The 21,974-nt window shown below is 45.2% G+C and carries 14 protein-coding genes; 12 read left to right on the top strand and 2 right to left on the bottom strand.

Going from position 1 to position 21,974, the window contains the following annotated elements:
* The first annotated feature begins 39 nt into the window (after positions 1–39).
* The 5 genes from ACSQ8P_RS18255 (at position 40) to ACSQ8P_RS18235 (ending at position 3,781) form a co-directional block, all read left to right on the top strand.
* On the top strand, positions 40–1,209 hold the full coding sequence (locus tag ACSQ8P_RS18255) for a Ger(x)C family spore germination protein (protein WP_436236465.1): 1,170 nt from the start codon (positions 40–42) through the stop codon (positions 1,207–1,209).
* A 5-nt stretch (positions 1,210–1,214) separates the two neighbouring features.
* Positions 1,215–1,448: a hypothetical protein gene (locus tag ACSQ8P_RS18250; protein WP_436236464.1), complete on the top strand. Its 234-nt coding sequence runs from the start codon at positions 1,215–1,217 to the stop codon at positions 1,446–1,448.
* Between the two features lie 35 nt (positions 1,449–1,483).
* Entirely contained in the window at positions 1,484–2,569 is a 1,086-nt protein-coding gene (locus ACSQ8P_RS18245; protein ID WP_436236463.1) for a GerAB/ArcD/ProY family transporter, read from the top strand.
* A 237-nt stretch (positions 2,570–2,806) separates the two neighbouring features.
* Entirely contained in the window at positions 2,807–3,058 is a 252-nt protein-coding gene (locus ACSQ8P_RS18240; protein ID WP_436236462.1) for a YolD-like family protein, read from the top strand.
* Between the two features lie 114 nt (positions 3,059–3,172).
* Positions 3,173–3,781, top strand: a complete 609-nt coding sequence (locus ACSQ8P_RS18235) for a class I SAM-dependent methyltransferase (protein WP_436236461.1) — start codon at positions 3,173–3,175, stop codon at positions 3,779–3,781.
* A gap of 446 nt (positions 3,782–4,227) precedes the next feature.
* Here ACSQ8P_RS18235 and ACSQ8P_RS18230 read toward each other — a convergent pair whose 3' ends face one another.
* Positions 4,228–4,371 carry a hypothetical protein gene (locus tag ACSQ8P_RS18230; RefSeq protein ID WP_436236460.1) on the bottom strand — a complete coding sequence of 48 codons (144 nt, stop codon included), beginning with the start codon at positions 4,369–4,371 and terminating at the stop codon, positions 4,228–4,230.
* A gap of 289 nt (positions 4,372–4,660) precedes the next feature.
* Here ACSQ8P_RS18230 and ACSQ8P_RS18225 point away from each other — a divergent pair, with 289 nt between their 5' ends.
* Entirely contained in the window at positions 4,661–5,545 is an 885-nt protein-coding gene (locus ACSQ8P_RS18225) for a hypothetical protein (RefSeq protein ID WP_436236459.1), read from the top strand.
* A gap of 183 nt (positions 5,546–5,728) precedes the next feature.
* Here the strand turns inward: ACSQ8P_RS18225 and ACSQ8P_RS18220 are convergent, their stop codons facing one another.
* Complete coding sequence (locus ACSQ8P_RS18220; RefSeq protein WP_436236458.1) at positions 5,729–6,646, bottom strand: AraC family transcriptional regulator; 918 nt, start codon at positions 6,644–6,646, stop codon at positions 5,729–5,731.
* 126 nt (positions 6,647–6,772) lie between these two features.
* On the opposite strand from ACSQ8P_RS18220, the gene ACSQ8P_RS18215 reads away from it, so the two are divergent.
* The 6 genes from ACSQ8P_RS18215 (at position 6,773) to ACSQ8P_RS18190 (ending at position 21,947) form a co-directional block, all read left to right on the top strand.
* Positions 6,773–7,618 (top strand): sugar phosphate isomerase/epimerase family protein, encoded by an 846-nt coding sequence (locus ACSQ8P_RS18215; RefSeq protein WP_436236457.1) that lies wholly within the window; start codon positions 6,773–6,775, stop codon positions 7,616–7,618.
* A gap of 11 nt (positions 7,619–7,629) precedes the next feature.
* Positions 7,630–8,631, top strand: coding sequence for a hydroxyacid dehydrogenase (locus tag ACSQ8P_RS18210; protein ID WP_436236456.1), 1,002 nt, complete (start codon positions 7,630–7,632; stop codon positions 8,629–8,631).
* A gap of 77 nt (positions 8,632–8,708) precedes the next feature.
* Positions 8,709–11,756: a glycosyl hydrolase gene (locus ACSQ8P_RS18205; RefSeq protein WP_436236455.1), complete on the top strand. Its 3,048-nt coding sequence runs from the start codon at positions 8,709–8,711 to the stop codon at positions 11,754–11,756.
* A 94-nt stretch (positions 11,757–11,850) separates the two neighbouring features.
* A complete protein-coding gene (locus tag ACSQ8P_RS18200) occupies positions 11,851–14,052 on the top strand; it encodes a helix-turn-helix domain-containing protein (RefSeq protein WP_436236454.1) in 2,202 nt (733 codons plus the stop codon).
* A gap of 287 nt (positions 14,053–14,339) precedes the next feature.
* Entirely contained in the window at positions 14,340–20,192 is a 5,853-nt protein-coding gene (locus ACSQ8P_RS18195) for a DUF4962 domain-containing protein (protein ID WP_436236453.1), read from the top strand.
* 213 nt (positions 20,193–20,405) lie between these two features.
* Complete coding sequence (locus tag ACSQ8P_RS18190) at positions 20,406–21,947, top strand: extracellular solute-binding protein (RefSeq protein WP_436236452.1); 1,542 nt, start codon at positions 20,406–20,408, stop codon at positions 21,945–21,947.
* Positions 21,948–21,974 lie beyond the last annotated feature (27 nt).

Here is a 21,974-nt window from a genome sequence, read left to right as displayed (position 1 = left end):
TCATCGGTAATGCGAAGATATGTAATGGTGTTCGTTGCCTTGTTTGTCACGATTGGATTACTCACGGGATGTTGGAGCCGACGCGAGCTTAATGACCTCGCCATTTCGGTTGGTATGGGTTTTGATAAAAAAGATGATCAAGTGCAGGTGATGATTCAAATTGTTAACCCCGGTGAAGTGGCTTCAAAAAGGGGCGGATCTGGAACAACTACACCCGTAAGCACCTTTAAAGCTACATCCAAAACCATTTTTGAATCTTTAAGAAAAATTGCCACACAAAGTCCAAGAAAGGTTTACTCTTCCCATCTTCGGATGCTTGTGATTAGTGAAGAATTGGCTAGAGAAGGGATTACGCCGATTCTGGATGGGATTTCAAGAAATCATGAAATGCGATCTGATTTCTATATCGTCGTAGCCAGAGGAACAACGGCTGAGAATGTATTAAATGTACTTACGCCTATAGAGAAAATCCCCTCAAATAAATTGTTTTCCACGTTAGAGATGTCCGAAAAGGTTTGGGCACCTACGGTAAAAGTAAAATTAGACAAATTAATTTCCGATCTGCAAACAGAGGGAAAAGATCCTGTATTAACTGGTATTATAATCAAAGGGGATCCGAGTAAAGGTGATGAGAAGAGTAATGTGAATCGAACAGATCCTCCTACATTTTTGGTATATGCGGGTTTAGCGATTTTTAAAAAAGACAAACTTGTCGGTTGGCTTAATGAGAATGAAAGCAAAGGCTACAATTATTTAATAAACAACGTTAATAGTACGATCGGACATATAGATTGCCCAACAGGAGGTGTTTTAGCAGTAGATGTTGTGCGAACTAAAACGAAAATGAAAGGCAAAGTGGATAACGGCAAACCGCAAATCAATGTTGATGTTTTTCTCGAGCAGAATGTGGGTGAAGTCCAGTGTAAGATCAATCTACTTGATCCGGAAATTATTCAGAAACTGGAAGAAACGGCGCAAGAAGAAGTGAAACATATTCTGGAGGCCACCATTCAAAAAGCGAAAAAATATAACGTCGATATATTTGGCTTTGGTGAAGCGATATATCGAGCGGACCCTAAATATTGGAATAAAAACAAAGAAAGTTGGAAGGAACAATTTCCGGACTTACCTGTACTTGTGAAAACAGAAGTGAAAATTCGTCGTCTTGGCACCGTAAGTGATTCTCTGTTACAAAATACAAAGGAATGATCTAAATGTGGACTATTACAGGGATACTTTTGGCCTCTGCAGCTATCGCGATGCTTGAGCTTCCATCGCTTATGAAAAAAAGGCTGTATAAAGAATTCGTTATCGTTTGTTTCTTAGTATTGCTAGGTACAATACTAAGCATTGCTCAGAGCATGCGTATGAAGCTGCCCAATCCTTTAGATCTCATCACCTTTGTTTATCAACCTTGCAGCGATTTCATTTTAGGGTTTTTACAGTGAAATTGAGTAAATAAGAGAGGAGGCATAACAGAGATATGGGAAAAAGTATAATTGGCATCCGACAATTCACCATTCTCGTCATACTATTCACAGTTGGAAGCTCCATATTAATAACTCCCTCTGGTCTCGCAGCGGAAGCGAAGCAAGACGCATGGATAGCCGCTATTCTATCAGTGTGTATTGGTTTGCTGACCCTCTTTCTCTATCAAGCATTGGTAAGACAATTTCCTAACCAAACATTGGTAGAAATGTGCGAAGCTATATTTGGTATTTGGATAGGTAAAATAGTTTCTTTGCTTTATTTCTGTTTCTTCTTCCTCCTTGCAGCGCTTGTATTGCGGAACATCGGCGACTTTGTAGTAACCCAGGTTCTCCCAGATACGCCGCTTCAATTTATACTCATGATCTTTCTCTTAGTTGTTATTATGGCAAGTAGGCATGGTATTGAAACTATTGCACGTACCGGGGAGATTTTTTTTCCATGGGTTATGATATTCTTTTTTGCTATGGTTTTATTTCTGGCACCGCAATTCCGGCTTATTCAACTTAAACCTTATCTCGGCGAAGGCATTATTCCTGTCATCAAAGCGAGCTTACCTTTTACAGGGACCCCCTTTATGGAACTTATCGTATTATTGATGGTTATTCCTTTCGTGAATTGTGCAAAAAAAGCTAATAAAGCGTTTTTTGTGGGGACGGTGATCGCAGGAATATTATTGATTATGATAACCTTGATCTCGATTCTTGTTCTTGGTGCAGGTATTACCGCAAGGAATTTGTATCCAAGCTATAGTTTAGCGAAAATGATTAGTGTTGGACGATTTCTGGAAAGATTAGAAGTTATAATGGCGGGGATCTGGTTTATTACGATCTTTTTTAAACTTACGATTTGTTTCTACGCTTCAGTCCTTAGTTTCGCTCAAGTTATCAAAATGGAAGAAATTCGCCCCCTATTTTTCCCTTTTGGGATGATTTTGATTGTGTTATCCATCGTTTCATACCCCAACGAAAGCTATTTCCTTAATTTCGTATCAAAAATATGGTTTCCCTATGCATTCACATTTGGATTACTACTACCTGTTTGTATGATTGGTTTATCTCTCATTCGAAAGGGAGAGTAATATAACAGGTAATGAGAGCTAAATAAACGAAATAAGAAGGCTGCCGAAGTAAAGTTCGGCAGCCTTCATTATGCGAAAGGGTAGGATTTGAAGAAATAATTGTTGTCTTTTCATTTAGATTAAGGTTACAATGATATGCGAACATATGTTTTTGTGAAGAGGGAGAGCGAAGTAGGGGATTGAGATAATATACCTGATGGACGTGACGCAATAAAGGAATCGTGAAGGTGGAAGAAAATGGAGTTTAGTGCAAATCGAGAGAATGAAAAATTAGCAAAAGTTCTTAGTGAAGCTCTTCAAGATCAGAAATTTATTAATTTGAGAATATATGATGAAAATGGTGACCGACAGATTACAGGTCTAATTACTAATATTGATCAGGAATTTAGAAGATTAAAGGTATCTCACGAAGATGGGATCGATTGGATTCCACTTGATGATTTACTCAGTGCAGAAATTGCAATAAACTATACAGAAAGCTTCAACTAACTATCTCTGTTAGATGAAGCTTTTTGTTTTTACTATGATTAGATTATGGTAAGGTAAATAGGTTATGGAGGTACTCCATTTTTTGTGGATTCATACGTATAACGGAGGTGTATTGTGAGCAAAGAGAAATTAATCCGTAAATTCGATAAACAATCTAACCTATATGAGAAGAGAAGAAAGAAGCAATCTGAGCGAAAATGGCGATCCACATTGTTAGGAAGCGCAAAAGGGGACGTATTGGAGATCGCTGTTGGGGCCGGAGCAAATTTCAATTTTTACCCTAAAGATGTGAAAGTGACAGCTGTAGACTTTAGTAGTGAGATGCTGTCTAAAGCCAAAGTTTCTGCCGCAGAGAGCGGAATTATGGCAACGTTCGTGCAATCGGATATTGAATTACTCTCCTTTCCCGAGAATTCATTTGATACAATCGTATCCACATTATCCTTTTGCGGCTATGACAATCCTATTCAATTATTGGATTCACTTAACACCTTTTGCAAACCAGATGGTCAAATACTGTTATTGGAGCATGGCCTTAGTTCGAACCGATGGATGAATAGAACTCAAAAGTTAATGGAGCCTTTGTTCAATCGATTAGTGGGATGTCATTTGGACCGGGATATCATGGATATTCTTGAGAAATCAAAAGTACGTGTTCACCGTGTAGAAAGATACATTTATAACACTATTCATCTGGTGTGGGCAACACCAAATAAGCATTAAATGTAGCGTTAAACATTATCAAAATTGCTGTGTTAGGAAGTGACAGATTGACTGTAGTGTTGGAGAAAAGTTATTAAGGAATATACAAACGATCAGTATCATGAGATCAGGAGAAAAGATAACAAAGGTCCAGCACAAGAGTTTACATTGTAATTTAGATTAGAAATATACATGGAGCAGATTGCCGCGGCATCTGCTCCATGTTTTCATTCAAGATTGTTATTGACATTATATGAATTCTGGGAAAGAGGCGGGGAGCTTGAGCCAGCAACCAGTTTTGGAAGCCTGGAACAACGAACATTTTTCTTTTCATAAGAGCTTGGAATCCAATCTTGGCCACTTTTTTTGCGTCCATGAGAGCATTCTCTTTTGCTACTGGTAAATTATTGTTGTAAACAAACAAAAATGCCGCAGTAACCTATGGCACCCATCATCAAGTCGAGCGGTTAATCTTCTCCAGATTCGACCTCACCATTCAATTGTTCGGCATAGGCACGTATCAGATCGTAATCGTGATTAAACTCATATTCTGCCATGCGTGCAGACTCTTGCTCTTGAGGAATTGTTGTTTCATCCTCCACTTTGTCCACCCCTTCCTGAGATTAGGGGATAGGATCTCCTATATCCGGTTTGTTATCCATTCCCTTAAGAGAATGTTATTCGGTGAATACTGATAATAATCCATCTATAGGAAACTAACATGGGACGATAGTTAATAAAAGAGGTGCCTCAATAAGGCACAATCCAAGCCACAATTTAGTACTGATGCAAACAAACGATATCATATGATGATGGAGAAAGGTAAATTCGAATCTTTTCTGGCTCATTTTTAAATACATAAAATGGAAATGCGGTGGTTGTGAATTGTACAACTATTTTATGAGTTTAAATCCTACTTTGCAGGCTGCAATTGTGTCAGCTATCGTAGCACTTATTACAACCATTTTAGGATCGCTTTTCAGCACCTCTTTGAAATCTTTCTATGACAACAGATCTCTTTCCTATAAATTAAAGAAAGAGTACAGCTATGAGCAAAAGAAGAAATTACGTGAGTTAATCGGTAGTTATCAGGGAAGGGTTTTAGAAGCAGCAACTGAACTGCATTATCGTTTATTAAATTTATATGAAAATGAAGAAAAGGGATGGTTGGCTAATGAATCCTATTATCATAAATCAACAATGTACCGCTTCCTTCGTGTATTAACGATCGTTCGAATGTTTGAAAATGAAGCAATTTACATCGACTCACAGATTGGAAACAGAAAAGACATTGAGTTCTTAATGTTTCTAAAAGCCCTACATTGGATTTGCACGGACGTCAGATTATTTGATGGTGTTCCCTACAATAGTAAGTATGATCATTTTTATAGTGATCATTTACGTAGTATGTGTGATAGATTCGTAGATGATGGGAAAGTTATTACGTTGGAAGAATTTGATACAAGGTTGAAAGATTTCACTTCCCTTTCTGAATTTTTCAATGGTATGAATCGACTTGAAGACAGATTGCGTTGGGATCGTATTGTGGTACTTCATTTAATGTTAATCGCATTTATTAACACTATAGGGTATGACTTTCAGAAATGTGGATCGGGAAAGATAGTAGAAGTGATTCAAAAAGTGCGTCATTTTGAAATTTTAGAAAACATACCCGAAGTGATCAAAGCATTAGTGAAACAGAAAGAAACCCAAAATGTTATCCGTTTAACTGTAAAGTTTTTAAAGAAAAATGCTATTCCTCGAAACTCCAATACGTCTCTTTAAAAGAGATTCCCTCGCGGCAGCTTCTCTTTTTGTAGGAACGAGAGCTGAACAAACAAGGAAGGCAGCCGTTTTCATTTGAACGGCAACCTTTTCCATAGGGTAATCGTCAGCAATTCAAATTATTAACATGTAAAAGACCGCCAAAAATGGCGGTCTTTTACGTTGCAATATGGTTACTTTCGTTTACGTTTGATGTTTCCGGTAATCTCCGGGCGTGATGCCTGTATGCTTTTTAAAGGTTCGATTGAAATGGCTGATGTGATTATAACCGACCTGTGCAGCAATTTCAGTCACATTCAAATCGGTATCTTTGAGCAGCGCCATCGCTGACTGTATGCGAATGTCCGTTAAGAGCTCGATATAAGTTTTGCCTCTAACTAGCTTCAACATATGACTGAAATACGAAGGGGCCATCAACGCTTTGGCTGCTACATCTTCCAAATGAAGCTCCTCATGGAAATGCGACTCCATATAATGAATTGCCTCATAGAAAGCTTTTCTATGCAAGGCTACTCTGTGGCTATCCTGATGACTTTGCAAATGGATAAACCGCTTATATTGTCTGACAGTAATGACGAGAAGTCTGAGCAGTTCGGCTTTAATCGCCAGCCGGTAACCTTCTTCTTGAGACTCCCATTCGGCGAGAATGACATGGAGAAGGCTTTCAACCACCGTTTGCGTAGGAGGAGGAAGTGTCATTTTGGGCAGCAAGTCCGCGTCGGTAATAAGAGGCCTAATATATGCAAAATCAACAAAGGTCTCCATATGCGCCAAATCGCGAAGGCTGCCATTGAGGGCATGGGGCATAAAGTCTACCTGGATCATAACGAAATCCATCGATTCACGGAGCTCCAAGCGATGCTCCTGATAGGGGGGGATCGAGAATAGATCACCTTTTGTGAGCACATATTGCTGACCGGCCACCCAATGTAGACAACTGCCAGACAGCATATAGCAAAGTTGGAGATGCTCGTGCGCATGCAGGATGCGATTCATGGAATGCGGCCTGCGAATTTCAATTTTGAAGGGAAACGTTTCGTCGAGCATTTCTTTGGTAGAATAGATCGGATAATCGGACATATAGACCTCCGCGAGTTTCAATTGTCCTGCATTTCTATTTTATGATACATGGAATCGTTGATTTATTCAAAGAAATCACGGAAAAGGGAAAGCGTTTACTATTCGGTCCTGCCATAATGATCCTTATAGCGAGAGGAGGTATGACGCATGACGAGGTTGGCTTTTAGCACGCTGCCCTGTGATGGCTGGTCCTTGGAGGAAATGATCCAGATAGCCAAGAAGTGCGGCTTTAGCGCAATGGAGCTGCGGGAAGGAACGAATTGGGGAATATCCGCCGAGATGAACATCCAACAGAGACACACGACGGTTCAGAAGCTCGAAGAAGTGGGGTTAACCATTAGCAATATTGGTTCAAGCATATGTTTCACTGGCCATGAAGGGGATCAAGAACAGTTGTATCAGTTTCAAAAGGTCGCCTCACTTGCCAGTGATTTAAAGGCTAGCGGCGTACGGGTCTTCCTAGGCTACTTTCGTAATCGTAGAGATCATTCCGTTCCGGCCATTAATTACCCTCAAATTGTGAAAAGTGTTCAAGAAGCTTGTGATTATGCAGGCGCTTGCAATGTCCAAGTTTGGGTCGAAACTCATAATGAATTTGCTACTGGGAAATCGTTGAAGAAGCTGCTGGAAGATGTGGATCGGTCCAATTGTGCGGTTATTTATGACATCATTCATCCGCTGGAGGAAGATGAGTCGCCGCAGGATACGATCGCTTTATTGGGCTCCCGAATCGCTCATGTTCATATGAAGGATGGCATGCCCTTTGAAGATCCAATGGAGCTTAATTGGAAATACACGAAAGTGGGAGAGGGACGCATTCCTATCTCAGAGATCCTGCGGCTGTTGGATCAATCAGGCTATATGGGCTTCTATTCCTTAGAATGGGAAACCAAATGGCGAAAGGAACTGCAAGTACCCGGCATGGAGCCTCAGACTGTGTTTCCTGCATATATCGAATTTATGCAAGCTGGTTGTCATACGTTGGAGAAATGAGGGATTTATAAGTGAAAACATTAGTGACCATTGCTGACGAAGGTCTGCGCAAATTATTTTGGTTAGATGCTACTTTGAAAAAACTAGCGGGCTTTTCGGAAGTAGATTTCGTCCCCCTTCACGAAAGATTTACCAGCGAACGGCTGGCTGAGCGAATTCATGAATATGACGCATGTATTACATCTTGGGGATCGCCGATTTTCACTTCTGAGGTGCTGGCGCACGCACAGAGATTGAAATTTATCGGCCACGGTGCGGGGAGTGTTGCAGCTATCGTAAATGAGGATATTTTCGAAACGCCGATTGCTGTCACATCAGCGAACAAAGTACTCGCGTTGTCTACCGCTGAGTGCGCGGTATCCTTGCTCTTGGCCGGCGCATGGGATCATGCCGGTTACAACAGCCGACTCAAACAGGGCCAGTGGAGTCAGAATAACCTTGATACGATTCTCGGCGTGACGCGAAGAGTAATTGGGCTGGTCGGATTTGGTGAAATCTCCAAGCAGGTGATTCGTATGCTGCAGCCTTTTCACCCGACATTGCTGCTGCATTCCAGTTATTGCTCTGAAGAGGAGGCTGCCGAATGGGGCGTTGAACTCTGTGAACTTAACGAACTGTTTGAACGCAGCGACATCGTCTCGCTTCATAATACATGGACCCCTCGCACGCAAGGGATGATTGGAGAAGAGCAGCTGAAACGGCTGCGTGACGGCTCGCTCTTGGTGAATACGGCGCGCGGTCCGATCCTACAAGAACAAGCGCTCCTGGAAGAGCTTCGTACAGGACGTATATCTGCTGCACTCGATGTGTACGATCAAGAGCCGCTGCCTGCAAGTCATGAACTGCTATCGCTGCCCAACGTCCTGTGCCTGCCTCACATTGGCGGATTTCACGGATTGCTCAAACGCGAGCTTTGCGATTTTATCGTTGATGAGTTGTACCGCTATGTGAACGGACAAGAGCTTCTAGGTAAAGTGACACTGGATCACTATCGTCGATTAACGCCTAGGTAACGTATGAATTGTTTAACTGAGAAGGGAGAATGGCATTGAATAAGTCTGGATTGTTGCAAAAATTTGAGAGTCCTCCCGTGGAACACCGATCGGTACCCTTCTGGTCTTGGAATGGCACCATGGAGCAGGAGGAGCTGGACCGACAAATCGAGGGCTTAAAGGAACAGGGCATGGGCGGATTTATGATGCATGTGCGGGAAGGTCTCGAGACGCCTTATATGGGCGAGGCATTCATGGAGCGGGTTAAGGATTCTGTAGCGAAAGCGAAAGCGGAAGGTGTTCACGCATGGCTGTACGATGAGGATCGTTATTCTTCCGGGATGGGAGGAGGCCTTGTGCCGCGAATTGGCGGCGATGCAGTACGGGCGAAAGCTTTAACACTCACGGTTTCTCACAGCTTGCATTTGGATGACGCCGTGCTAACCATGTATCGCGCGAAGCTGTCTGGCAACAAACTGTTAGCCTGCGAGAGATTAACACCATCAAGTTTGGATTCGAAGACTCTCTCTGAGGATGAAGTCTATTTGGTCTTTCGCCGAATCGTCGCATCCCCTAATGAATGGTGTCACGGGGATACGTATCCGGATCATTTGAATGCTGAAGCCACCCGAATTTTCATCGAAACGACGTATGAGACCTATAAGGCTGCTGTTGGAAGTGAGTTCGGACGTGCAATTCCTGGGATTTTTACGGACGAACCCAGTCTGCTCGGTTTTAAAGAGGAGCTTAAAGCACCAGAGATGACCTGGATTACGTGGTCGGACGAATTGCCGCAAGCTTTTGCGGAAAAGAATGGCTACCCCATTTGGGATGCGTTGCCGTATTTCTTCTATCTCGGGGCGCCTGCAGCTAAAGTCCGTTTCGATTATTGGAAAACGGTAACTGAGTTGTTCTGCCAGTCCTTTACGAAGCAAATCGGCAATTGGTGCAGAGAAAACGATCTTGCTTTTACAGGTCATTTCTGTGATGAGGCAGATCTGGTTGGCGCAGTCAGGCATCAAGGTGCGCTCATGCCGAATTATCGCTATATGGACATCCCCGGCATCGACATTCTGTGCGAACAAACGGAAGAAAGTTTGGGCGTCAAGCACGTTTCGAGCATCGCAAATCAATATGGCAAGAAAAGGGTGATCACCGAAACCTACGGTGTAACGGGTTGGGGATTAACGTTCGAGGCCCGCAAATGGATCGGCGATTGGCAATTTGTCCTTGGGGTCAACCTAATGACCTACCATTTGTCCCTGTACACACTTCGAGGATGCAGAAAACGGGATTATCCGCCTTCCTTTAATTACAATACGAATTGGTGGCCGCATAATCATGTGATGGAACAGTATTTTGCTCGGCTGGGTGCAGTCCTATGTGAGGGGCGTGTCCGAAGAGATGTTCTTGTCATTCATCCATCGACAACCGTATGGTCACAGCTCGGTTGCGATGTGAAAGCGAAAGAATGGCGTAACGATGGCGGTAATACAAATAATCTTAATGCCTATAACCGTGAGTTTAATGCTTTTGTTCAGTATTTGCTCGGCCAGCATGTTGATTTTGATTTAGGCGATGAGCTTTGTATGCAAGAAGACGGCTTTGTGGTTGAGGGGCGCTTCGGTATCGGTCAGGCAAGCTATCCCATTGTTATTTTGCCTTCGCTGAGCAATTTACTTCAGTCAACCTTTAAGCTATTGATGACGTTTATGGATGCCGGGGGAATCGTTCTGGCTTATGGCCAAGTTCCGACCTTGCTGGATGCGGAGCTATCTAATGAGTTGCACCTTGTAACCGCCCATTACGGATTTAAGCATAGGAACAGTTGGAACGAACTGCTCCTTGAAATCGAGCGGATTGCCCCGCGGACTGTGCGTCTTACGGAATCAAGTGGAGAGGAATCCGAACGACTCTTGTACATGCGGCGCGAGCTGCCGGATTGCACGATCGTCTTCGTCGTGAACAATGATCGCGAAGCTTCATACGAAGTGGAGGTTGGGATCGAAGGAAGCGGAGGGGTCGAAGAATGGGATCTGCTATCAGGAGAGGTCGTCGCAAAGCAGGCGCAAGCTAACAACGGTTACCTGCATTTTGAGGCAAGCTTCGGTCCTACGGAATCCAAGCTGTATGTGATCTCCAAAGTAAGCAAGGGAATTCTGCCAAATGCGAAGAAGCATAGTCCACTGAAGCAGGGGATGAAACTTCTGACGAAAATGGAAGGAAGTACGAGCTTTTCCCGAACCCATCCGAACGCCCTCGTCATGGACGCTTGCCAGTACCGGCTGGGAGAAGCGGCTTGGTCGGACACAATGGAAGTGTGGCAAGCACAGCAAGCGGTTCGGCAGCAGTTGGGCATGCGGCCCATTTATGCGAACGGAAAGCTTCAACGACATTTCTGGATACACGAGCCACATGCATCGGACGGCACTTCGGTTGCATTTCGTTTTACTTTTCATGTGAAGAACACGCCAAAGACAGATACGCAACTCGTATTCGAGCAGCTAGAGCGATTTCATGTTGAATTGAACGGACATCCGGTTCCGGGAAAGCCAGATGGCTGGTTTCTGGACCGATCAATGTCATATTTAAAGCTGCTCTCCTTGCGTGAAGGTGAGAATGAACTACTGATTCGCTGCGCTTATACGCATGACATGGAAGTGGAGAATGCCTTCTTGATTGGTGATTTTGCCCTCGATCACGATCGTAGTCTCATTCTTGAACCAACGCGTCTTGCGCTTGGGGATTGGACGAAACAGGGGTACCCTCACTACTGCGGAAGCATGATCTATCATTACGATTTGGAGGCAGACATTAATAATGGCAAACGAATTATGCTAAAGCTAGGGGAATATGAAGCGATTACGCTGCAGATAACCATCAATGAAATGCATCGACAAGCAATTCCATGGCGGGCTGCAGGCACTGTTGAGTTGACCAATTGGCTTGTGCAAGGACAGAACTGTATTGACGTTGAGGTAGTTGGCAGTCCCCGCAACTTATTAGGACCGTTTCATGAAAAACCAAATGATCGGGGCTGGACGGATTGGTGGTCTTTTCATCCGGATGAAGCAAATTATACGCCGGCATACCGATTGCAGCCCTATGGATTAATGGGGGCTGTCGAGATCTATCAGGAGGAATGAATCGAGTGATTTACACCCATGGGCCTGTTTGCTAAGATAGACACAAGTCGACGATGTAAACACGATTATATCCTGCATAAAAAGTGGGGATTGCATGAAAACCTTACAACCGATTATTTTCATCCGTAACAAGTCCAATTCGCTTTTTATGCGGCTAATTGCAGGATTTCTATGCATCATTCTGCTGCTCGCCTCCCTGATCGTTTACGCTGTCTCGGTGTCCAAACAGAATGTGAGGCAGGAGATCGTCAAGTACAACACGCTGATGCTCGAAAATACGAAGAACAATTATGAAAAGCATTTGGACTTGATCAAAAAGCAGATGTATCTGTTTTTTTACAGTGATGAGGTACAAAGGTTGCGCAGTGCCCCCAATTATAGCCGTTTTCCTGACGTCATTCGGGAAATATCCAGCTTCACAACAAATCCTTACCTATTTATCGAAGACATCGTTTTTTATGCCAAACAAGGCGATCTTGTGGTGGAAAAAGGAACGAGTACGAACGCCGAAGCGATGTTCCAAGTGTTTTATAAAAGCGAATCGTATCCGCTCGATTTCTGGCGCCGGCAGTTTACGGAATCGTTTGCCAACCGTATGCTGCCTGCTGCGCCAATGACGAATCATATTTTTCGTGACCGCCCTCAACCGCTTGGGGACATGATCCCGCTGCTGATTAAAAACAGCGATGATTTCTATATGATCGTGTTTCTCGATGCTGCCAAAATGTATAAAGCGTTTCACCAAAGCCTTTATAACGATTTAATTATTTATAACCAAGATGGAGAGCCACTATTTAAAAGCACGGCGCAAGAAGCCGCCCTTGCGTTTGATGATCTTAGGCAGGCCGAAGGCAGTGATTTTATTCGAGATCGTAAGTACCATTTTACGATGAAAGGTGAAGGCACCGGTTACACCTATCTGTACCGGGTTCCCGTCGAGCGTATCGCGAATCAATCTCAGTTCAGCATTACGGTTGTTGCCATTCTTGCAGCTGCGATTGTGCTCAGTGTAATCTTCTCATTCCTGTTTGCAGCTAGGATTAATAACCCGTTAAAGAAAGTCATCGAATCCTTGCGGCAGATGAACGAACCAACACCATTTAGGTCCAACATTAAGGAATTTAATATTATCTCCCATGAAATTCACGGCAGTCAAATGATTCGTAAGCAGCTTTCCTTCATGAACCACTTGAAAGCTATTCGTGGCCACGAGCATGATGCGCTCAAGCTTGATTTTGCCGACAAACCTTTCGTTTTTATTCTTTTTCAAATTCAACAATCATTTAAATCGTCATCTTCTAACGCTACCATGCAGCAATGGGCCTATTATATGAAAACGTATATTGACAGCTTAATTCAGCCGAGTTACCCGGACTCTATGACCTTTCAAATTGAAAAGGATCAAATTCTAAGTCTTGTTTTCACGGACGACAAAGGCCAAATCACCAATTTGCTCGGGGAAATGAAGCAAGTTTTTGATCATGATAGAGAGTTCGGTGTCATCACGATCGCCGTAACTTCCGTTTACACAGCATCCACACAGCTGACTTTGGCCTTTGAGGAGGCAGAGGCGCTGCTTGAAGAACGGCTGCTCATGAACGAAACTCAGCTGATTCAGGAACGAAGATCAGTTCCGATTTCAATTGGCTTATCACCTGATCAAGAAAAAGAGCTGGAAACGCAATTACGTGAAGGAAATACGCAGCAGCTTATAGCACTCTTGGAACGGCTTTTTGCAAGGTGGCGAAGCAAGGCATTGACAGCTTCTGTCATGCAGGGGTTTGCTGACTCCCTTGCAGGTAAAATTCGAAACGCGATCGCGTCCTACCCGATCGATACTGAGCGACTGGCCTCTCTTTACGGCAAAGCGGGGGAGCGTATTCAACAGTGCAGCACCATGGAGGAGCTTGAGCTGCTGATGCTCGAGTGGGTGACGCTTTCGTCGGAAGCTGTCCGAGATCAGAAGGAAGAGAAATACCCAGTAACCTCTTTCGTCATGGATTATATTCACGAGCATTTATCGGAAGAAATCTACTTAGATATTCTCGCCGAGAAGCTAAAAATGAGCAGCGGATATTTATCCTCTTACTTCAAAGCCAAGACCGGCAAGAACATTGTGGACTATATCAATGAAACACGTATTGCGAAAGCGACAGACCTTCTGGCCGATAGCCGTATCAAAATCCATGATGCCGCCAAATCTGTGGGTTATCAGAACATTACATCCTTCAATCGGATGTTCAAGAAATACACGGGCGTTACACCGAGCGAATATCGAAAAAGAACGGATTCCTAAGCAGTGAAGAATAGAAACAGATAAGCCGCATGCAGCTGGCTTATCTGTTTTTTCTTCTTTTAAGGGTAATGAAAAGCTAGGCTGTTTTACGAATAGTGGCATTTTTTTATGAAGAGTCAAAAAAAGTTGATTATCACAGGTTTACGTTAATATACGAACCATTTTATAGGAGGTACGATGATCCTAGTGAAAGGGGGGAACGAGTTGTAAGCGATTTCATTCATCGAGGTTCGGCTGAAGGTAATCTATGCATGAAGAAGGGGATGATTGGATTGTTAAGGAGTTGCTTGAAGACAAGGCTTGCTTTAGGTATGGTTGTCATTTTGCTTACCAGTCTGTTTGATTTAACGCCTTTTTTTAACACGAACGTTGCGAGAGCAGCATCGAGTTGGCCGTCAGCTGTCTTAACAGGTCTGAATACGCCATTCGCACCGGAGGATCGACTTGTGACAACGCAGAACCCGCCCGATTTTCGTTGGCCATCGGTGCCGGGAGCGGATCAATACGACCTCCAGGTGAGTCAAAGCCCTACTGTAACCAATGTCGTTTACGAGAACGATACGGTTCGTGTGAACTATTATAATTTTCCTCACACTTTTGAAGCAGGGACTTGGTACTGGCGTGTCCGATATCATACGCAATCTGGAGGATGGTCGGATTGGAGCCAGATTCGCAGATTCCGTATTGATGCGGATTATGTTCCTTTTATCGTGCCTTCAGTCGATACGCTCTTGAGCCAAGTCGGCAGCCAGCATCCGCGCATTTGGACTAAACCGGAGACGCTTGAATCGTTTAGAAGTTTAGCCCAAACGTCGGGAAAAGCTTTCTATGAAGCCAAGCTAGCCTGGGCTCTAGCCAATGTAAGTACGGCTTTGCCCAAGGAACCGACTGCCGTCGACCGTGCCTATTCCGACGGTGTCGTCAATGAAATGATGGATATGGCTTTTGTCTATCTCATCTCGAACAATGAAACAGTGGGGAAAAGAGCGATAGATCGTTTGAAAGATATTGCCAAGTGGAATACGTCAGGGGTAACCAGTTATGCCTCTCACGATCAAATTCACCGCTATATTACGTATAAATCGGCTATGGCGTACGATTGGCTCTACGGCCTCATGAATCAGGACGATCGCAATAAAGTTAAAGCCATGGTGCTCACTCGAACGAAAACGATGGTTGACGCTCTGACGACTCAGCATCCGATTCCGAAAAATCCATTCGACTCCCATGGGTGGACAGCATACGGGTACATAGGGATCATTGCAACGGCTATGCTTCACGATTTGGATGATGCCGAGTCTTGGTTCCGCTCTGTTGTTCCTTCCTATATCAATTTAATGCCGCCTTGGGGAGGGGAAAATGGGGGATGGGCGCAGGGAACCGGCTACTGGCAGTGGTCCTCTCTGTTTGGCAAAGAATTTATGGATGTACTTCTTGCTGCCACAGGCTTTAATTTATACGATAAGGCTTATTCGCGCAACGAAGGCTTATATCCACTTTATGCGTTTCCAAAAGGCAGCCCGAAAGGCATTTTTGGTGATGGCAGTGAAGATTCTCCTGGTGGTCCGAATGTGTCCAACTATAACCGCCTTGCACAAATGTATCAGGATGCTCATCTAAAATGGGCGGCTCAAGCCGTCGGAACCGGCATGTATCCTGACTTGAGCAACTATTTTTACGGCGCGCCTGACGTAGTGGCTAAACCGCCGGTAGATATGCCGGATTCCCGTTGGTTTCAGGATATCGGGCTTGTCGCCATGCATGAAAAGCTCTATGATCCGGACAGCGTTTCTCTCTATTTTAAATCAAGCCCCTACGGCAGCTTTAATCACAGTCATGCTGATCAAAACAGCTTCATTATCAACGCATTCCGGGAACCGCTTGCCATTGAGAGCGGATTCTATGATGACTATGATACCGATCACGATAAATATTATGCCAAGCAGACGTTGGCTTCTAACGCGATTACCGTTGATGGGAAGTACGGTCAGCCTGTGAATAGTATCGATGCGGATGGCAAAGTGGTGGGCTTCGTTACTCATCCTGACTTTGATGCGGTCAGCGGTGATGCGTCCGCCGCATACGCCACTGCGTTGTCCAAAGCTGATCGATCCATTATTTACGTCAGACCGAATATGTTCGTCGTGATTGATAACCTCCAATCCAAGAAAGCGGAGGGGAATGAGTTTGAATGGCGCCTTCATGCCGAAGACGATCTGACCCTTGATGCGGATCAGGCGGGAGCAACCATTTTGAAAGGCGAAGCAGCACTGAAAGTCCGGTTCCACGCACCGCAGCAATTGCGCACGGAATACGAGGAACAGTTCCTTGGCGTTGGGGGAATGGCGCTGCAGCCGACAAAGGCTTTCAGTGGAGAACAGCAAAAGCATGCGGCATTCATCACGCCGAAAACGGAGAAGGCGACATTTGTTTCGACGTTAGAAGCGTACAAGAGGGATTCAGCTCCTCAGAATGTTGTATCCGAAAACCATGGCGATTATCTGAAACTCGCCTTCGCAGACGGAACGATCGTCTATGTCCGGATGTCGGAGACAGCTGGGGAAATCGTTGCGGGTAATATTCGTTTTAATGGAAGCGCAATTGCATTCAAAGACAATTCCATCTTACTCGTCGACGGGACGAAGGTCGTCAAGGACGGCATCACTTTAATCGAAAACGATCAGAAAGCCACGATTGCCTATGGACGCGATCGACTGTCCGTTTCAAGTCTTTCCGATACACAAGTGCGCATTCATGCACCAGGGGTCAATAAATTGGTTAATGGCAGCAATGGGAAAGAGATTCCTCGCGGAGGTTCTGCCCCAGAAGCTAGAGTCCTGCGCGGCGTGTACTGGGATTCGGAAGGGAGCAACCTTCTTGTTCACGCTGAGAGCGGTCAGCGAGACTTTAAGTTGAATCAAGCTCCGGTGCCAAGTCCGCTTCCTGACGTATCGCTGCCTGTGATCGTCGACGGCGTGTCCAGCACGCTAACGCTGCAAGCGTATAGCGACACGTTAGGAGCACCTGTTGCATGGGGAGATCTATCGAATGCAGCTGGTCTATACGTGGTGGAAGAAGCGCCAAGCGGCTTGTTTTTTGAGCAGCATGGACGGCGCGAAAGCATCTACCTTGAAGCCAATGCGGCGGTCATTTTGCAAGGTGATCCCGGACTCCTGAAGCTAAGGAAGATTCAAACCAATGCACCTGCCGTTTCTGAGCTGTGGACCGATCCGGATACAAAGCGAAATACGTTGTATATGCAGTGGCTGGAAGCTGAATCGCTAGCAGCCTCTGGCGGGAAAAGCTTTAGCAAATACGCGAACAGACCTTTTCTATCTGGCGGCATCGGCTTAGGGGCTTGGGATCAGCCAGGACAATGGGCGAAGTGGACGATTCAAGTGCCGAAGTCCGGCAAATATGATCTCGTATTAAAATATGTGGCATGGGAGCCTCCTGCAGGGAAGCTGACGGGTCGGCTGGCGATGATTGGTAATAAAACGTACTACTTGGAAGCGCCGACGACGTATGATGCTACGGGAACACCCGACTGGGGAAGAACACCTGAAGTTTGGAGAGGGCTTCGCGTCAAAACGGGGCAGCAGCTGGAAGCTGGACCTGTCGATATTACAATGTGGCTCACGGGTGGTCCCATGAATCTGGACTGGATTGCCTTGATTGAGGATCAGCCGGATGAAGTGCGACCAACCCCGCCAAGTCATCTTCAAATCACCGCTCAAACGGATTCGACTGCGACCATAAGTTGGACGCCATCGACCGATAATGTAGGGGTTAAAGAATACAGCCTTTATGTAAATGGGGTACAGAAGAAGGTTGTACCTAATGGCACCACATCAGAGACCATCACAGGCTTGACACCGGCCACATCGTACACCATTACCCTAATTTCAACGGATACAAGTGATAATCGTTCCTTGACGAGTGCGCCCTTGGTATTCGCAACATCGGATACGAATGCGCCAGACTGGGGACCCTCGAGTGCGCTAAAAGATGAGCATTTATTTGCTTCTACAGCGAGGCTGACTTGGAGCTCGGCAACAGATAACTCGGGCAAAGTAGCTTCCTATTCCATCTATCGGGCAGACGGTACTGTTGCCGGAACGGTTGCTGGACATCTGAATGCCTATGATGTAGACGGTCTTGTACCGGGAGCTTCTTATACGTTCCGAGTTGAAGCAGCGGATGCGCAAGGAAACCGCACAGTTAACGGTCCTAGCATTATGATTGCAATGCCGGCAATCGCGAGCGGCGGCGAGTACTACGAGTCGTTCGACAATATGTCGGCTGGAAATTTAGCTGCTCCAAACTGGAAGGTTGATTTGAAAAAAGATTCGACCTCTACGGTAACTGTTGAATCTTCCGCTCCATCCAGCGGTAAGATTCTGCTAGTGAAAGATTCGACGTTCCCGGCGGATAATGAATACGTAGAAGATCCAATTGTGACGAGAAGCAACACGGCGATAAAAGGAAAGGCGGTATTCGAAACCCGGTTTATGTACAATCGGCTATGCACCGACTCAAATGATCGCATGTGTACGAGTATCGGCAACTTTGAACTCAAGCTGGGCAGTTCCGGTTCGGAAATTGTACGTTTCTCCGGGTTCTCGGACGGTACTTTCGGCTATTGGAACACGCCATCCACGGCGTTCAAAATACCTAAGCCGGTAGGTTTCTTTCTCCCTCAGAATCAATGGGTTACACTGCGAGTTGACTTAGATACAGCACTTAAAAAGGTTGACCTAACCGTACAAATGGATGCATTAAAAGGCTATACCGGCATCGTAGATGATTACGGTACACTAAATCGGGCGACGGGTGTTTATAAAGTGAAGGGGATTCCTTTTTATACGGAGCCAGTAAAAGAGGGAATCGATTCCTTCCGTTTCAGCGCCAATCGCTTTACGGGCAAATACGCGTTCGATTATGTGACTCTGTACCAACAAGACGAACCGGATCAAACAGCACCGGTGACGACCGCGAGCTTATCGCCAATACAGCCAGATGGACCAAACGGCACTTACACAAATCCAGTTACCGTTACACTTACTGGCAGTGATGACGCATCAGGCGTGGCCAAAACCGAATATAGCTTGGATAACGGGGCCACCTGGCGGACTTATACAGCTCCTGTTACGTTTGACAAGCAAGGCGCCTATACTTGGCTCTATAAATCAACAGACAAATCAGGGAATATGGAGTCCGTCAAGCAGCTGAGTTTTACACTTGCCACAAGTAGCGTCAAAGTTCAATTAAAAGATAGCACAGGTAATCCGCTCAGCGGAGGTGTCGTCTCTTATTATGATGGTGACTGGAAGCCATTTGGCATCACAGATGCGTCAGGCTCGGTTAGCAAAGCGCTGCCTGACAAATCCTATGCGTTCGCCATTTCTTACGAGGGCACCCGATTGCAGCTTTCCCAACACACGGGAAGTGATGCCCTTGTCCAGTTCCGAACGGAGAACGTCAAGCTGCTCTTCAAAGATAGCCAAGGTAATCCGCTAAGTGGTGGGGAAGCTAGCTATTATGCAGACGGCTGGCGGCCATTCGGAACGTCTGCCAAAGGTGAAGTCAGCAAGGAATTGCTGCCCGGCACGTATTCGTATGCGATGGCATACGAAGGAACACGTCTGCAATTGCAGCAAAATACTGCCTTGAATCCTGTCGTTCTCTTTCAGACCGTGAACGTTAAGCTGCTCCTCAAAGATAGCCAACGCAATCCGCTTGGCGGAGGGAACGCAAGCTACTATGCGGATGGCTGGCGAACAGTCGGAGACGTCGTCTACGGAGAAGTCAGCAAGGAACTGCTGCCAGGTACGTATAGCTTTGCGGTGTCCTACGAAGGAACTCGCTTGCAAAAGCAGCAGAATACGGCTGATGATTCAGCGGTACTTTTTCAGACAGTGAATACCACAGTCCAGCTAAAGGACGCGCAAGGTAACCCGCTTGATGGCGAAGTTTCTTATTATGCAGATGGCTGGCGCACATTTGGAACAACCGTTCTCGGCGCAGTGAAAAAGGAGCTTCTTCCCGGCACCTATACGTTTAGCGCAACAGCTAGTGGGATTCGCAAAGAGCAGCTGATCGACACGGCAGTAAATCCGACAATCATTATTCAATGGTAAGTTAGTCTACGTTCATGGAGGTGTATAAGCTTTTTTGCAGAAGATGGTATTATTATTAGAAAAGCGGAAAGTAGTTGCAACTTGTTCGCTTCTGCTGATTTACCTGATGTGAAAAGTTCCCTTATGATGACGATATCAGCAAGGATACAGCGGTAGTAAGCGCATTCATTGCTGCTAGCTCTTAGACCAATGAAAAGGGATGGTGCATGTAACTTGATACCAAAGAGAAAAGTAAAAAGCGGCGCACTGGCCGTCACCATGGTAACTGCTCTATTAACTGGCTGTACAGGTCAGCAAAATCCTGCTGCAACCTCAAGTGCCGCTCCAAATCTGAGCGCATCTGCCAGCGCAACGACACAAACCAAATTGCCTGAACCGGCAACACTCCGTATGCTGACCGATCTTTCGCCTGCATGGCCGGTCAAGAAAGATTGGGCAGTCTGGAAATGGATCAAGGAGCGGACGAATATTACCATTAATCAAGAAACGCAAACGGGTCCGGAGTCGCTCGCTCTCGCAATCGCTTCTGGCGATATGCCAGATCTGATGTCGGTCTTTCCGCCAGACGCTCAGAAGTACGGTCCACAAGGCGCGTTTCTAGATCTTTCCAAGCATTTGGATAAAATGCCGAATCTGAAAGCGTTCCTGGCTTCCCGTCCGGAAGTCACCCAGCGAATTACCTCGCCTGGAGGCGAAATGTATCATGTGCTCAATGATGGCATGGGTGCGGGGAATCAGCTCGTGTATTTTTATCGGGATGATATTTTTAAGAAAAATAATCTGCAAGAGCCTAAAACGTGGGATGAACTTTACGAGACGGCTAAAAAGCTGAAAGCGCAGTACCCGGACAGCTATCCGTTCGTCTTCCGACATGGTATTAATACGTTAAAATATTTCGGACCTTCGTTTGGCGTCTATCCGGGATTCTTTGAAGATAAAGCAACCGGGAAAATCAAGTACGGAGCGACCGATCCCGGATTCAAAAAAATGGTGGAATACTTAAATAGATTTTATAAGGAAGGATTGACGCCTCCGGATTGGCTCTCGATGGACTATAAGGCGTGGACCCAATTCATTGCTACAAATAAATCGTTCATGACCCTTCAGTTTATTGGTCAAATCGAGATTATGAACCAGCAGCTTCAGAACGGGGCTCATCTCAAATTTATGGCACCTCCGGTCGGGTACGGTAGCAAAGGCTACATCCCGAAAGCGGATCTTGAAGAATATGGCTTTGCCGTATCCTCTAAGACGAAGAACCTAGACGCTGCGCTGCGATACCTCGATTTTATTTACTCAAAGGAAGGGAAAGACCTCTTAAGCTGGGGGAAAGAAGGGGAATCCTTCACTGTTGAAAACGGGAAGCGTAAGTTTCTGCCGCAATTCAAAACGCCAAATGACCTACGCAAAGAGCTGGGTCTTATGACCACAGGCGCGTATGGTGTCGTTGATTTTGAGTCGTCGAAGTCGCTCAGCAATGAAAATGAACGGTTTTCTTTTGATGAGGCTGCTAAATATCATTTCCCAGTAATCAATGCTTTGCCTCCTCTTACTAGCGAAGAGAAAAGCTCGATTTCGGTGATCGAGGACCAACTGAATAAATACTACGAATCTTCCGTAGCCAAATTTATTATGGGTGAAACGCCGATGACCGAGTGGGATAAATTCATTGGCGAGCTCAATAAAATCGGTGCGCAAAAGCTCATTGACACGTATCAAATTGGTCTTGATCGATTGAAAAAGAACACGAAATAGCGTTGAGTTGACGTGTTTAACATCTAT

It is taken from the genome of Paenibacillus sp. LjRoot153 (assembly GCF_964253085.1).
In the GTDB taxonomy this organism is placed as follows: Bacteria; Bacillota; Bacilli; order Paenibacillales; family NBRC-103111; genus Paenibacillus_E.
Note: the sequence above shows the minus strand (reverse complement) of the source record. Positions and strands in the feature narration are given on the sequence as shown.